Annotated in this window: 8 protein-coding genes; 2 read left to right on the top strand and 6 right to left on the bottom strand. The window is 73.4% G+C overall.

Features of this window, described 5'->3' with window-relative positions; genetic code table 11:
• Window position 1: 1 nt before the first annotated feature.
• Window positions 2-1,225: a serine hydrolase domain-containing protein gene (locus AC07D6_RS05055; protein WP_479042063.1), complete on the top strand. Its 1,224-nt coding sequence runs from the start codon at window positions 2-4 to the stop codon at window positions 1,223-1,225.
• Between the two features lie 93 nt (window positions 1,226-1,318).
• Here AC07D6_RS05055 and AC07D6_RS05050 read toward each other — a convergent pair whose 3' ends face one another.
• Entirely contained in the window at window positions 1,319-1,897 is a 579-nt protein-coding gene (locus AC07D6_RS05050) for a TetR/AcrR family transcriptional regulator (protein WP_315877930.1), read from the bottom strand.
• 10 nt (window positions 1,898-1,907) lie between these two features.
• Entirely contained in the window at window positions 1,908-3,194 is a 1,287-nt protein-coding gene (locus AC07D6_RS05045; RefSeq protein ID WP_479042061.1) for a glycoside hydrolase family 1 protein, read from the bottom strand.
• A gap of 255 nt (window positions 3,195-3,449) precedes the next feature.
• Between AC07D6_RS05045 and AC07D6_RS05040 the strand changes: the two genes are divergently transcribed.
• On the top strand, window positions 3,450-5,066 hold the full coding sequence (locus tag AC07D6_RS05040) for a family 20 glycosylhydrolase (RefSeq protein ID WP_479042058.1): 1,617 nt from the start codon (window positions 3,450-3,452) through the stop codon (window positions 5,064-5,066).
• Window positions 5,067-5,231: 165 nt separating this feature from the next.
• On the opposite strand, the gene AC07D6_RS05035 is transcribed toward AC07D6_RS05040, so the two are convergent.
• From AC07D6_RS05035 to AC07D6_RS05020, 4 genes are all read right to left on the bottom strand, one after another.
• Window positions 5,232-5,516: a hypothetical protein gene (locus AC07D6_RS05035; RefSeq protein WP_479042056.1), complete on the bottom strand. Its 285-nt coding sequence runs from the start codon at window positions 5,514-5,516 to the stop codon at window positions 5,232-5,234.
• An 808-nt stretch (window positions 5,517-6,324) separates the two neighbouring features.
• Window positions 6,325-7,512, bottom strand: a complete 1,188-nt coding sequence (locus tag AC07D6_RS05030) for a PP2C family protein-serine/threonine phosphatase (protein WP_479042054.1) — start codon at window positions 7,510-7,512, stop codon at window positions 6,325-6,327.
• 347 nt (window positions 7,513-7,859) lie between these two features.
• A complete protein-coding gene (locus tag AC07D6_RS05025; RefSeq protein WP_479042052.1) occupies window positions 7,860-10,346 on the bottom strand; it encodes a SpoIIE family protein phosphatase in 2,487 nt (828 codons plus the stop codon).
• Complete coding sequence (locus AC07D6_RS05020) at window positions 10,343-14,680, bottom strand: HAMP domain-containing protein (RefSeq protein ID WP_479042050.1); 4,338 nt, start codon at window positions 14,678-14,680, stop codon at window positions 10,343-10,345. The genes AC07D6_RS05025 and AC07D6_RS05020 overlap by 4 nt, the downstream gene beginning before the upstream one ends.
• Window positions 14,681-14,751: the final 71 nt, after the last annotated feature.

The raw sequence follows: 14,751 nt of genomic DNA, 5'->3' as shown, positions 1-14,751 counted from the left end.
CGTGACGGCCGGGGCCGCCGCGGTGGGCGGGAGCGCGCTGCCCGGTTGGGAGGGCGTACGGGACGCCTTCGCGCAGGGGCAGGCGGACGATCCCGGCGCCGCCCAGTTGGCCGTCCACCACCACGGCAGGCTGGTCGTGGACCTGTGGTCCGCGGGCCCGGCGGCGACGGCCGGGCGGCCGTTCGGCCCCGACGCGGTCGGCGTGCTGATGTCCGCGTCGAAGGGGATGGCCGCCGTCTGCGCCCACCTACTGAGCGAACGCGGCGCCCTGGACCTGGAGGCGCCCGTCGCGCGGTACTGGCCGGAGTTCGCGGCGGCGGGCAAGGCGGGCACGACGGTGGCCGACCTGCTCGCCCACCGTGCGGGACTGCCCGCCTTCGCCGACGGGGCCGCGGGCGTCGGGGTGTCCGGCCTCCTCGACTGGGACGCGCGCACCCGCGCCCTCGCGGCGATGCCGCCGCTGTGGGAGCCCGGGACGGCGTACCTCTACCACGCCCTCACCTACGGCCACCTGGTCGGCGAGGTCGTCCGCCGGGTGACGGGGACGAGCATCGGCCGGTTCTTCGCCCGGGAGGTGGCCGGACGACTGGGACTGGACCTGTGGATGGGGCTGCCGCAGCGGGAGGAGCACCGCTTCGCGCCGCAGTTCGCCGTCCGGGAGCCGCCCACGGCCGAGCGGGTCGCGGCGGCGGTCGCCGGCCTCGGGCTCGCCGAGGACGACCGCCTGGCCATCGCGCTGCGGGCGTCGGTTGCCGAACTGGGCGCGGCGATCGAGGCGTTCGGCACGCGCCGGGGCAGGGCCGGCGAGTTCCCCGCGGCGGGCGGCATCGGCAACGCCCGCTCCCTCTCCCGGCTGTACGCGGCGCTCATCGGCCCGGTCGACGGCGTGCGGCTGCTGTCCGGTCCCACCGTGGACCGGGCGCGCGCCCCGCACACCGACCACCTGCCGCAGCCCGCGCCGCTGGACCGGCTCGACGGTCCCGACCGCTCCCGCTTCGGTCTCGGCTTCGAACTGCCCCGCCCCGGCGAACCCCTGCTGGGGGAGGGCTCCTTCGGCCACGCCGGAGCGGGCGGGCGCCTCGGCATGGCCCACCCGGAGAGCGGACTCGCGGTCGGCTACGTCTGTACGGCGATGTCCTGGGAGCCCTCGTCGGGGCCCGATCCGCGCTGGGTGCGGTGGACGGCGGCCGTCAGGGAGGCGGCGGGCCTCCCCGCCCGGGGGTGACGCCGTCCGACGCGGGAAGGAGGGGCGGGGGCCGGTACCGGACCGGCTCCCGCCCCTTCGCTTCCGCGGTCCGCCCTCCCCGCGCCCTCCGGGTCAGGTCTCCCGTTCCGGGTCGAGGAGCCGCATGATGTCGTCGATCGGCTGCTCCATGTCCGTCGACCGGTCGATGAGCCACTGCAACTGGATGCCGTCGGCCACGGCGAGCAGCAGGACCGCCAGGCGCTCGGGGGGAACGACGGTGCTCATCCGCCCCTCCTCCATCCGCTTCCTGGCGAACGCGGCGACCCGCTCCCGCAGCAGCGGATAGCGCTCGGCGAAGTGCTCGTGCGCCGGGTGGCCGGGGTCGCTGGCCGCCGCCGCCATGGAGACGAACAGCTCCACCAGGCCGGGGGTCTTCGCGCTCTCCCGGATGATCTCCCGGTAGCTCTCGGGGCTGGTGCGCTCGTCCTGCCGCATCCGCGCGGTCTCGTCGCGCATCCGCAGCACCTGCGTGAGCAGGTCCTCCTTGGAGTCGAAGTAGTGCATCAGGCCGGGCAGGCTGAGGTTGCACTTGGCGGCCACCTTGCGCAGCGAGGTGCCCCGGTACCCCTCGGCCGCGAACGTCTCCAGAGCCGCGTGCAGGATCTCGGTGCGCTTCGCCTCGCCCTTCTCGTACGGGCCCCGTTTCGCCATGTCCGCCAGCCTATCCCGCGGAGGGACCGCCGCCGGGCACGGCCGCCGCACCGCCGGGGATGCGTCCGGCGCGGGCCAGGGAGCCCAGCCAGCGGGCCGACTCCTTGGGCGTGCGGGCGAAGGTGCGCGGGTCGACCGCGATGAGTCCGAAGGTCGGCCGGTAGGAGCCCCACTCGTAGTTGTCCAGGGCGCTCCAGTGCAGGTAACCGCGCACGTCGACGCCGTCGCGCATGGCCGCGGCCAGGCTCGCCAGCGCGCCCTCGGTGTACGTGACGCGCAGGTCGTCGTCGTCGGTGGCGATGCCGTTCTCGGTGACCAGGACGGGGACGTGCGGGCCGACCACGCGGGCCGTGTACCGCACCGCCTCGCCCAGCGCCTCGGGGTAGACCTCCCAGCCGGTCAGCGTGGTGGCGGCGCCTTCCGGCACGGGGAGCGGGCCGTCCGGGCCGATCCGGTGGCGGGTGTACGCCTGGACGCCGATCCAGTCGTCCTCGCGGGCGGCCTCCAGGAACACGTCCTCACGGGTCCGGGCGTACGCGGCGGCGACCTCCTCCGCGCCCGGTTCGGCCTGGTAGACCTGGTTGGCGACGGTCCAGCCGATCCGCAGCGCGGGGTCGGCCTCCTTCAGGACCGCGAAGGCGGCCCGGTGGGCCCGGATCAGCGCCCGGGTCACCTCGGCGTCCGGTTCGAGGGAGCCGGGCTCGAAGGCCGCGGCGCCCGTGTGCTCCCCGCCCGCCGCGGCGGGGTCTCCCTCCTTCCGGGCGGCGCGGCGCATCAGGGTGTGCATCAGCGCGATCATGTTCGGCTCGTTGATCGTGACCACGTGGCGGACCCCCGCCCCGAGGACGTCCGCGGCCACCTTCGCGTAGGCGGCGAAGAGGTCGGTCGACTCGGGCGACGACCAGCCGCCGAGCTCGCTGAACCACCGCGGGCAGGTGAAGTGGTGCAGCGTCACCACCGGGGTGAGCCCGCGCTCCAGGGCCCCGCGCACCATGGCGCGGTAGTGCTCGACGGCGGCACGCGACACCCGCCCGCGCTCGGGCTCGATGCGGGCCCACTCGATGCCGAACCGGTAGGCGTTGAAACCCAGTTCGCTCAGCAGGTCCATGTCCTCCGGCCAGCGGTGGAAGCTGTCGGCCGCGTCTCCGCTGGGCTCGGCGACGAAGCTGCCCGGCCGGTTCTCGATGGCCCACCAGTCGCTGGAGACGTTGTTCCCCTCGACCTGGTGGGGAGAGGTGGACGCTCCCATGAGGAAGCCGTCGGGCAGCGTGAGACCGGGCCCGGTCGAGGGCGTCATACGGGGGCTCCTTCCGCCTCGGAGCCGGTGCGGCGGACGGCCTGCCAGCGACTCCACAAAAAGCGTTCATTGATCGGTTTTCGTGTTAGCGTACAGGCGGATCCGGTCCGGCAGAAGAGGCGGCGGCGTGAGCGCCGCTCCGGACGCGGCCCGCCGCCCCGGGGCCGGCGCCGACCTGACGAAGGCGCCGGGCCCTCGGGGCCGGTGCGCGCACGGGCCGGGATCCGGCCCCTCGTCAGCCCGGTGGAGGAGATCATGAACGCCGTCGTTCCCCGTCCCGCACGGCAGACAGCGGCAGCCGGCCGCGAAGGCCCGCACGTCGCCGGAGACTGGCGGATCCGCGCCGCCGACGACCGGCTCACCGCGGTCGCCGGCACGGTGCGCGCGCTGCTGGCACCCCACCTGGGGGACCGCCTGCTGCCGGACGCGGACGGCGGCGCCCCCGACTGCGGCCCCGCCACCCTCGTGCTCGCGCTCGACGCGACACCGTCGGCGCCGCACCGCACCCCCGTGGGCGTCTCCCCGCGCGGCCTTTCGGAGCCGGCGGACGAGTCCTACCGCCTCACGGTCACCGAACACGCCGTCACCTGCCGGGCCGCCACCCCCGAGGGGGTGTTCCGCGCCGCCACCACGGCGGTCCAGCTCATCGCCGCGTCCGAGGGCCGGCTGCCCCGACAGGAGCTGGCGGACGCGCCGCGCCACGCGTGGCGCGGCCTGATGCTCGACCCGGCGCGCGGTCACCTCACCCCCGACGAGCTGCGGCGCGTCATCGACCTCGCGGCGCTCTACAAGCTGAACGTGCTCCACCTGCACCTGACGGACAACGAGGGCTGGCGCCTGCAGACCCCGGCCGTCCCCGCGCTGACCGCGGCCGGGGCGGACGGCACGCCGCGGGCGTTCTACACCGTCGAGGAGTACCGCGCCCTTCAGGAGTACGCGGCCGAGCGCTTCGTGACCGTCGTCCCCGAGATCGACCTGCCGGGCCACTGCGCCGCCCTGCGCGAGGCCCTGCCGGGGCTGCCGGACGCACCCGCGCCGGAGGGCCTGGCGGGCCGGTTCCCCTTCGTCCCCCCGCTGGACCTCGCCGACCCGACCACACGGGACGCCGTCGCCTCGATCCTCGCCGACGTGTGCCGGACGACCGTCGGCCCGTTCGTGCACATCGGCGGGGACGAGGCCGTCGGGGCGACCCCGGAGAGCTTCGCCCTCGCGGTGCGCGAACTGCGCGCCCTGGTGCGGGCGGCGGGCAAACGGCCGCTGGCCTGGCAGGAGTCCTCGCGCGCCGGGATCACCCCGGACGACATCGCCCAGTTCTGGGTGGACGTGCCGATGATGGACCTGCCCGACACGGAGGAGGAGCTCGCCCGCCGGCCCGAACTGCTCGCGGCCGGCCACACCGTCGAGCTCGTCAGGGCCCTCAAGACGTTCTTCGCCCCGGCCGACCACGACGTCGCCCGCGTCGTCGAGGGGGGCGGACGCGTCCTTCTGTCCCCGCAGTCCCACCTCTACCTGGACCGCCCCTACGCCCCGGACGTGGCACCGCCCGACCAGGCCGAAAGCGCCGCCCGCCTCGGGTTCCCCCTCTACCGGCCGCGCGGCGTCCGGCACGCCGCCGCGTGGGACCCGGCCTCCCACGGGATTCCCGACGCGCGGATCGCGGGGATCGAGATGACGCTCTTCGGCGAGTCGATCACGGGGTTGGACGACCTGACCACCCTGCTGCTGCCGCGCCTCGCGTCCCTCGCGGAGAGCGCGTGGACCGGCCGGGCACCCGAGTGGGAGGACCACCGGGTCCGCCTCGCCCGCCACGGGCGGCTCTGGCGGGAGCGGGGGCTCGCCTACCTGGCCTCCACGGAGATCCCCTGGCCGTGACCGGGGCGCCCCGGCCGTCCCGGGTCCGCGCACCCGCCGCGCGCGTCGCACCCTCGGCCCCGCACCCGCCCAAACGTCCAGCCGCCCCGGACAGGGTCTCGGGGCGGCTGGGCGTGGTGAACTGCTCGGTACCACCTCAAGGGGCGAGGCGGGCGAGCCGCGCGATCAGCGGAGGCGCTTGAGGAGCAGCGAGGTGGCGTGGGCGTTCTCCTCGTCGACGATGTGCACCGACTTGCTCTCCTTGTCCGAGATGTAGTCGGAGCAGTCGACGGTGTTGTTGGCGGCCGAGGCGATCGGGATGTCGATGACCTCGATGGTGTCGCAGCTCGCGATCTGCATGCTGTTGTCGATCTTCGACGTGTCGTCCTCGGCCGCCTGCGCGGTTCCGGCGGCACCACCGGCGACAGCCATAGCGGCGAACGTGCAGGCGAGGGCACTCTTGAGCTTCATCCTTCTCTTTTCCTTCTGATGTGAGAGGTTTTTCATTTTGTTTCGCCGGTGGAGTAGGAGAACCTGCACGACTGAGCATTCAGCCGAGTCCGCCCACAATGCCGCACCGTGGTCATGCCTGCCGTCACAGCACTGATCCGGCAGAGCATTATTGCCACATTCCGGCATCACCGATCAATAAACGAAGCCCGACCTTCGGGAGTATTGCTCCAACCGAGTGGTGTCGGTTCCGGCCCGTTCGCTCGGTTTCGCTGTTCCACTCGGCACGGCAACACCGAACGGCCGAGGAAATCGTTCGCCGCGGAAGACACGTCCCACGTGCCAGGAGAGCCGCAGGGGGCCGGGACGCCGCATTTCCCTTCCGCGTACGGCGAGCGCCGGACCGAATCGCCGACGTGCTCGCGAACAGGCGGGAACCGAACGGCGGCAAACGAAGGGAATCACGCCGCCGCAAGAGCGGCGTGTTCGCCGGCGCGCCGGGAGGAAAAGGCGGCGGCACGGACGAAGAAGCGGCGCCAGCCTGTCCGTGAGAAGGATCGGAAACAGCAGACTGGCACCGCGGCTCCAGAGGCTGGGAGTTTCCCTCTGAAATGCCGAACCAAGGCCCGGCCGTGCTCCCGGGCGGTCCCGCGCATCTTCTGCGCGATTCGGCACACCGTGTAACCCGCCGCACCGGGAAAAAGTTCTGGCACATCACCCCAATGCAGGGGCCGTATGACAAGCGACACCCGGTGGCCCGGGGCCGGGCGGGCCCACCGGGCGGCCGGGGCCCGGTCGGGCGCGGCCTCCCCTTCCGCGGTCCGCGCGGTCAGCCGGCGGTGTTCCCGGCCCCCGGCCGCCCGTACCAGTCGAGGCACACCACGAGGGCGTCGTCGTCCAGCGGCGGCTCGCCGCGGTGCTCCGAGAGGTCGCGCAGCACGGCGCCCGGGACCTGGGCCGGGGGCAGGAGGCGCGTGGCGGCGACGGCGCGCGGCAGGGCCCGGTCCCCGTACCGCTCCCCCGCGTCCGAGAGGGCGTCGTACACCCCGTCGCCGGCGAACAGCAGCCGGTCGCCGGGGAGGACGGTGAAGCGCTCCGGTGTGTACACCGTGTCCTCGAACATGCCGAGCGGCAGCTGCGCCTCGAAGGGGTGCGCCTCGACCGTGCCGCCGCGCAGGCGCCACAGCCGGGGCGAGCCCGCGTCCACCGCCTCCACCTCACCGGTGGCCAGGGCGAAACGCAGGAGCAGCACCGACACGTGCGCGCGGCCCCGGTACTGGGCGTAGACCGCCTGGTCGGCCAGGACCGCCTGCCCGACGAGGTCGAGTCCGGCGCGCCGGGCGTTGCGCAGCGCGTTCACGGCGAGGTTGGTCAGCAGGGCGGCGTCGGTCCCCTCCCCCATGCCGTTGGTGACCGTCAGGGTCAGGTGCTCGGCGGAGACGGACCAGTCGTAGTTGTCCCCGAAGACGGCGTACGCGGGCTCCAGTTGCGCGCCGAGCGAGAACTCGGGGCGGGTGCACGAACGACCCGGCAGGAGCTGCCACTGCATCTCCGCGGCGAGGGTGAGCCGGGTGGCCCGCCGTGCCAGGACGTACAGGTCGGTGTCGCGTTCGGCGACGAGGATCTCGTGGCCCAGGGCGTCGCAGACCCGCTGCAACTCCGGCAGGACGGCGCGCACGTCACCGCGCCCGGGGAGCTCCAGGGACAGGACGCCCAGGCGGTCGCCGCGGATCGTGACGGGCAGGTGGACCTCCACGGGCCCCGCCGCCCCGCCGCCCACGACGTGCGGTTCCTGCGCGCCGAACGCCCGGCCCTGGGGGCTGCCGTGGACGGGCACCGGCTCCGTCGTCCACGGAGGGCTCCCGACGGCCTGCAGCGACCGCATGCCGTAGTCCACCAGCCACAGGTTCACGTCCCGGGCCCCGTACTGCTCCGCGAGGGCGGCCCTCACGACCTCGAGCAGGGTGTGCGGCGCGGCGCGGCGCAGGTCCCGCTCCAGGGCAGCGATCTTTTCCACGTCGTCCGTCTTCTCGTGCGTTCCCGAACGGAAAGGCCGTTCCGCCGTCGGCAGGGGGCCGGGCACCGGCACACGACGGCGTCACCGGTGCCGCGGGGAAGGCCGTGCGGCACCGGGCCCGCCCAGAGTTTAGCCAGGCGGAAACAGTTGCCGAGCGGCAATCGTCGTGGCCGGCCCCGTGCCTACCGGCTCGTTCCCCTGTCTCCCGCCCGGCGTTCCGAGTGGGACGGGGACCGCGGACGGGCCCGGCGCCGTCCGCCGGGCCCCGCGGACCGGCCGGGGGCGCTCCGGGCCCCCGGCCCGCTCGGAACACCGGTCCCCCGGCCCGCCGCGGGACCGGCTCTCCCTCACTCGATGTGGATGCCGATCAGACACGTGTCGTCGTCCGTGTCGGAGCGGCTGTGCGTCAGCAGCCGGTCCAGACGGTGCCCCAGCGACGGCGCCGAGCCCCTCGCCGTGGTCAGCAGCTGGGTGAGCGAGTCCTGCACGGCGGTGTCGCGCCTCTCGACGAGGCCGTCGGTGTACATGAGCAGGGAGTCGCCCGGTTCGAGGGTGACCTCGCACTCCTCGTACTCGGCTTCCGAGAGCGCCCCCAGGAGCAGGCCCTGGGGCATCGGCAACGGCTCGGCCGCCTCCGCGCGCACCAGGACGGGCGGGAGGTGCCCGGCCCGCGCCCAGCGCAGCACCCGCGTCGCCGGGTCGTACACGCCGCACACCGCGGTGGCCGTGACCTGCTCCGTGAGGTGGTGGGCCACCATGTTGAGCCAGGACAGCAGCTGGGCGGGACCGGCCCCGGTGACCGCGAGCCCGCGCAGCGCGTTGCGCAGCACCACCATGCCCGTGGCCGCCTCGATGCCGTGGCCCGCGACGTCGCCGACGCAGAGCAGGATGTGCTTCGACGGCAGGACGACCGTGTCGTACCAGTCGCCGCCGACCAGCGACTCCGATTCGGCGGGCCGGTACCGCACGGCGACGTCGAGGCCCGGCACGTCGAGCGGGGAGCGGGTGGGGGGCATGATGGCGTGCTGGAGCTGCAGCGCCAGCCGGTTGCGCTCGGCCGCCTCCTGCTCGGTCTGGGCGAGCTGGTCGCGCGTCGCGGCGAGCGCCACCTCGGTCCAGTGCTGCGACGAGATGTCCTGGTACGCGCCGCGGACCGCGATCAGGCGGTCGTCGGTGTCGAGGACGGGCTCGGCGATGACCCGGATGTGCCGGGTGACGCCGTCGGGGCGCCGCAGCCGGAACGCCACGGTGTCGGGCCGGCCGTTGTGCAGGACCGCCCGCAGGAACCGGCCGATCGCCACCCCGTCGTCCGGGTGCGCGTAGGAGGCCAGCTCCTGGAGCGACACGGGCCCCTCGGCCTGCGGCCGGCCGTACAGCGAGAACAGCTGGCCGTTCCAGGTGATCTCACCGGTCGTCAGGTCCTCCTCGAACCCGCCGACGCGGCCCAGGCGCTGGGCGTGCTGCAGCAGGCGGGCGAGGCGCGCGGTCTCGTCCTCGATGCGCCAGATGAGGAGGATCCCGCCACCGTGCCGGCTGACGCTGATGTCCGCGAACACCGCGAGGGGGACCTGGTCGACGAGCGCGGTCAGCGTCGTCCGCCGCGCCCGGAACGGCTCACCGGTGGCGTAGACGCGCTCCACCTTGCCGAACAGGTCGCTCTCCCCGGCGGCCATGGGGTAGGCCTCCAGCAGCAGCGCGCCGGTCACCGCGCTGCGCGGGCGGCCGGCCGGGTCCTGGAAGTGGTGGTTGATGTGGCGGATGCGGAAGTCGACGAGCCGCCCCTCCGCGTCCAGGTGCGGGGTGAGGACCAGCGCCGGGTCGTACAGCCCGTCGGACAGGTCCACCAGCTCCGACACGTCGGCGAGCTCCCGCGAGACCGCGGAGGGGTACGCCGACGAGGCCGGGAGGGTCTCCAGCGTGTGCGCGCACAGCTCGGCGAGCGCCTCCAACTGCCGTACGACGGGCTGCGGCTGCGGTCCGAGCGGGGCGGGCCAGCAGATCTCCAGTACGCCGTGGATCCGGCCGCCCGTACCGGCGGGCATGGCCACGCGACCGCCCTGCGGGTACTCGGCACGGCCGATGGAGGGGACGCCCGAGTCGGCCAGGGAGGTGATCCACACCGTCTCCCGGCCGTCGAGCGCCTGCCGGGCCACGGTCGCCACGCCCGGGGGCACGTACCACCAGCGACCCGCCTCCTCCAGGCTGAACCCGGCGTGGCCGGAGAGGGTGAGGGAGCCGTCCGGGCCGGCCGTCCAGACGGCGGCGCCCGTCGCGCCGAGCGGCACCAGCGCGTGCTCCAGCAGGGACTCGACCATCCGTTGCGTGTCCCCGGCGGCCAGCGCGGCGCTCTCCGCCGTGCGCAGCCGCACGGCGACGGACACGTCGGCGTCGTCCTGCGGGACCGCCTCGCCGCCGGTGCGCCGGACGAAGGCGTCGACGACCTCGGCCACGTGGTCCCGGGCGGCCTGGTTGACGATGTCGGCCGCCAGTTCCAGCGGCGCCACGCCGGCCTGTTCGGCGAGCTCGGAGAGCTGCCGGGCCGCCTGCGCCGGCCCGCACCGCAGCCGCTCGATCAGCACGCCCTTCGCGAGCTCGATCAGCGCCCGGCCGTCGGCGGCCGCCTGGGCGGCGCGCACCTCCTCCCGCAGGCGCTCCACGGTCGCGGCCAGCCGGCCCACCGTGGTGTCCTGTTCCGTGCGGCTCTCCGGGGACAGGGTCCTGGCGGACGGCACCAGGTGCTTCGCGGCCTCGCTCCCGGCGCGGTTCGCCACCGCGCTGGAGGGGTCCGCCGCGTCCGGCGCGCCGGCGCCGCTCCTCGTGTCGGAGGTGGTCATCGCACCGACTCCGCCCCGCCGGTCCGGGCGTGCATCCAGTGGCGCACGCGGGCGATGAGGTCGTGGGCGTCGACCGGCTTGGTGACGTAGTCGCTGGCGCCCGCCATGATGCTCTTCTCCCGGTCCCCCGGCATCGCCTTCGCGGTGACCGCGATGACGGGCAGGTCCACGTACTCCGGCATGCGGCGGATCTCGGCGGTCGCCGCGTACCCGTCCATCTCCGGCATCATCACGTCCATCAGGACGAGGTCGATCTCGGGGTGCTCGCGCAGCGTCTCGATGCTCTTGCGGCCGTTCTCCGCGTGCAGCACCCGCAGGCCGTGGAGTTCGAGGATGCCGCTCAACGCGTAGAGGTTGCGGGCGTCGTCGTCCACGACGAGGACCGTGCGGCCCCCCAGCGCGCCGTCGACCTCCTGGAGGGGTGCCTGGTGGGCCGGCTCCTCCGTCCGGACCAGGGGCACCACCACGTCGCCCGGCTGCTCCGCGGACAGGTGCAGGGCGATGCGCTCGCGGAGTTCGTCGAGGCTGGACAGGAGCTCCAGCGGGCGGCTGCCCGCCCGCCGCCGCAGGGTCAGCTCCTGGGCGCTGTCGTGGCGGCGGTTGGTGTGGGCGAGGACCGGCACGGTGCGCAGCGCCGCGTCGCCGTCCATGGCGTCCAGGAACCGCAGGGCCTCGCCGTCGGCCATGTCCAGCTCCAGCACGACGCAGTGGAACGGCTCGGCGGCGAGGGCCGTGGCGGCCTCCTGAGCGCCGACGGCGGCCATGACCTCGATGTCCACGCCGTCACCGGGTCGTGCGTTCCCGCCGCTGACCTCGGCGACGGCGCTCTCGGCGACGAGGGACAGCAGGCCGTGCGGCCGCTCCTCGATCACCAGCAGCCGGCGCGTCGGGCGCGGCGGCGGGGAGGCGAGGACGCGCCGGGCCCCGCCCGGCGGCTGCTCGGACCGCTCGGCCTCCTCCAGTTCGGCGCGGCGGGGAGCTGCGTCGGGGTCGGTGGGGAAGTCCGTACGCGCCACCGGCAGGTACAGGGTGAAGGTGCTGCCCTGGCCCGGCACGCTCTCCGCGGTGACGGCACCGCCGAGGAGGTGCGCGATCTCCCGGCTGATGGACAGGCCGAGGCCGGTTCCGCCGTACTTGCGGCTGGTGGTGCCGTCGGCCTGCTGGAAGGCGCCGAAGATGCTCTCCAGCTGCTCCTCCGGGATGCCGATGCCGGTGTCCTTGACCCGGAAGGCGGCCACGGGGCCGTGTCCCCGGGAGACGGAGACGGGGACCTCGCCGTCGGAGGCCGGCTCGATGAGCAGTTCGACGCTGCCGTGCTCGGTGAACTTCACCGCGTTGGACAGCAGGTTGCGCAGGATCTGGCGCAGCCGCGAGTCGTCGGTCAGCAGGTCGGTGGGGACCCCGGGCGCGGTGGTGATGGCGAAGTCGAGGCCCTTCTGCGTGGTCATGGGCCGGAACGTCGCCTCGACGTAGTCGAGGAGCCTGCGCAGCGGGACCCGTTCGGGGTTGATGTCCATTTTCCCCGCCTCGACCTTGGACAGGTCCAGGATGTCGTTGATCAACTGGAGCAGGTCGGAGCCGGCCGAGTGGATGATGCCCGCGTACTCGACCTGCTTCGGCGTCAGGTTGCGCGTGGGGTTCTGGGCGAGGAGCTGGGCGAGGATGAGGAGGCTGTTGAGCGGGGTGCGCAGTTCGTGGCTCATGTTGGCCAGGAACTCGGACTTGTACTTCGACGCGAGGGACAGCTGCTGGGCCCGCGCCTCCAGTTCCTGACGGGCCTGCTCGATCTCCAGGTTCTTGCGTTCGATGTCGCGGTTGCGGTCGGCGAGGAGCGCCGCCTTCTCCTCCAGCTCCGCGTTGGAGCGCTGCAGCTCCTCCTGCTGGACCTGGAGCTCCTCGGAGCGCGCCTGGAGCTCCGACGCCAGCCGCTGGGACTCCTCCAGGAGCTCGTCGGTGCGCGCGTTGGCGACGATCGTGTTGACGTTGACGCCGAGCATCTCCATCAGCTGCTCGAGGAAGTCGCGGTGGACCGCGGTGAAGGGGGTGAACGACGCCATCTCGATGACGCCGAGGACCTGGTCCTCCACCATGATCGGCAGGACGATCACGCTGCCCGGCGCCATCTCCCCCAGGCCGCAGGTGATGCTGATGTACTGGCCGGGGACGCCCTCGGCGACGATGGTGCGCCGGCTCCGGGCGGCCTGGCCCACCAGGGCCTCGCCCAGGCGGAAGCGGTCGGGGAGCTTCTCGCCCACCGGACGGCCGTACGAGCCGACGAGCCGCAGCTCCGTGCCCTCGGCCGTGTCGTCCGCCAGGTAGAAGGCGCCGTACTGGGCCGACACGAGCGGTGTCAGCTCCTCCATGACCAGCCCGGCCACGGTGGCGAGGTCCCGGTGCCCCTGCATCAGGCCCGAGATGTGGGCGAGGCTCGTCTTGAGCCAGTCCTGCTCCTGGTTGGTGCGCGTCGTCTCGCGCAGGGACTCCACCATCGCGTTGATGTTGTCCTTGAGCTGGGCCACCTCGCCGGACGCCTCGACGGTGATGGAGCGCGTCAGATCGCCCTCGGCGACGGCGCTGGCGACCTCGGCGATGGCGCGGACCTGCCGGGTGAGGTTGCCCGCCAGCTCGTTGACGTTCTCCGTCAGGCGCTTCCAGGTGCCGGAGACGCCCTCCACCTCGGCCTGGCCGCCGAGCCGGCCCTCGCTGCCGACCTCGCGGGCGACGCGGGTCACCTCGGCGGCGAAGGAGGAGAGCTGGTCGACCATCGTGTTGATGGTCGTCTTGAGTTCGAGGATCTCGCCGCGCGCGTCGACGTCGATCTTCTTCGACAGGTCGCCGTTGGCGACGGCGGTCGTGACGAGGGCGATGTTGCGGACCTGGCCGGTCAGGTTGTTCGCCATCGAGTTGACGTTGTCGGTGAGGTCCTTCCAGGTGCCGGCGACGTTCGGCACCCGCGCCTGGCCGCCGAGCATGCCCTCGGTGCCGACCTCGCGGGCGACGCGCGTCACCTCGTCCGCGAACGCGGAGAGGGTGTCGACCATCGTGTTGATGACCCCCGCCAGCGCGGCGACCTCGCCCTTGGCCTCGACCGTGATCTTCTGCGACAGGTCGCCCTTGGCCACCGCCGTCGCCACCTGCGCGATCGACCGCACCTGTCCCGTGAGGTTGGACGCCATCACGTTGACGTTGTCGGTGAGGTCCTTCCAGGTGCCCGACACGCCCCGGACGGTCGCCTGGCCGCCGAGGTTGCCCTCGGTGCCGACCTCGCGGGCGACGCGCGTCACCTCGTCCGCGAACGCGGAGAGCTGGTCGACCATCGTGTTGATGGTCTCCTTCAGGGCGAGGATCTCGCCGCGCGCGTCCACCCGGATCTTCTGCGACAGGTCGCCCCGCGCCACGGCGGTGGTGACCTCGGCGATGGACCGGACCTGGGCGGTGAGGTTGTCCGCCATGACGTTGACGGACTCGGTGAGGTCCTTCCAGGTGCCGGAGACGCCCTTGACGTCGGCCTGCCCGCCCAGCCGACCCTCGGTACCCACCTCACGGGCGACGCGCGTCACCTCGTCCGCGAACGCGGAGAGCTGGTCGACCATCGTGTTGATGGTGTTCTTCAGGGCGAGGATCTCGCCCCGGGCGTCGACGTCGATCTTCTGCGACAGGTCGCCCTTGGCCACCGCCGTCGCCACCTGCGCGATCGACCGGACCTGGGCGGTGAGGTTGCCCGCCATGAAGTTCACCGAGTCGGTCAGGTCGCGCCAGGTGCCGGAGACGCCCTTGACGTCGGCCTGCCCGCCCAGCCGGCCCTCGGTGCCCACCTCACGGGCGACGCGCGTCACCTCGGCGGCGAAGGAGGAGAGCTGGTCGACCATCGTGTTGATGGTCGTCTTGAGTTCGAGGATCTCGCCCCGCGCGTCGACGTCGATCTTCTTCGACAGGTCGCCCTTGGCCACCGCCGTCGCCACCTGCGCGATGTCCCGCACCTGGGTCGTGAGGTTGCCCGCCATGGCGTTGACGGAGTCGGTCAGGTCCGCCCAGGTGCCGGACACCCCCGGCACCACCGCCTGGCCGCCCAGTGTCCCCTCCGTGCCCACCTCGCGGGCGACCCGGGTCACCTCGGAGGTGAACAGCGCGAGCTGGTCGACCATGCCGTTGAAGACGGTGGCGATCTCACCGAGGAGGCCGTCCGCGCCCTCCGGCAGGCGCGTTCCGAAGTCGCCGTCCCGTACCGCCGTCAGACCGGCCAGCAATCTCCGCAGCTCCGGTTCGCCGACCGCGCCGGCCTGACGCGTACGCGACCGCGGCACAGGGCGGGGGTTCTCGACCGTCTCAGCCATGACCATCCTCGTTAGCGCTCGCCTCGGCCCGACAGGATGCCCCCGCGAACCTTTGTCATACGGCAAATGTC

The sequence above is a fragment of the Streptomyces sp. NPDC045287 genome (genome assembly GCF_056432325.1).
This window is presented reverse-complemented; position numbering and strand designations above follow the sequence as displayed.

What these genes read in the sequence shown, in the direction of transcription:
- AC07D6_RS05050 (WP_315877930.1), bottom strand. Translation starts at nt 1,897, where the DNA reads ATGGCGAAACGGGGCCCGTACGAGAAGGGCGAGGCGAAGCGCACCGAG.
- AC07D6_RS05045 (WP_479042061.1), bottom strand. Translation starts at nt 3,194, where the DNA reads ATGACGCCCTCGACCGGGCCCGGTCTCACGCTGCCCGACGGCTTCCTC.
- AC07D6_RS05040 (WP_479042058.1), top strand. Translation starts at nt 3,450, where the DNA reads ATGAACGCCGTCGTTCCCCGTCCCGCACGGCAGACAGCGGCAGCCGGC.
- AC07D6_RS05035 (WP_479042056.1), bottom strand. Translation starts at nt 5,516, where the DNA reads ATGAAGCTCAAGAGTGCCCTCGCCTGCACGTTCGCCGCTATGGCTGTC.
- AC07D6_RS05025 (WP_479042052.1), bottom strand. Translation starts at nt 10,346, where the DNA reads ATGACCACCTCCGACACGAGGAGCGGCGCCGGCGCGCCGGACGCGGCG.
- AC07D6_RS05020 (WP_479042050.1), bottom strand. Translation starts at nt 14,680, where the DNA reads ATGGCTGAGACGGTCGAGAACCCCCGCCCTGTGCCGCGGTCGCGTACG.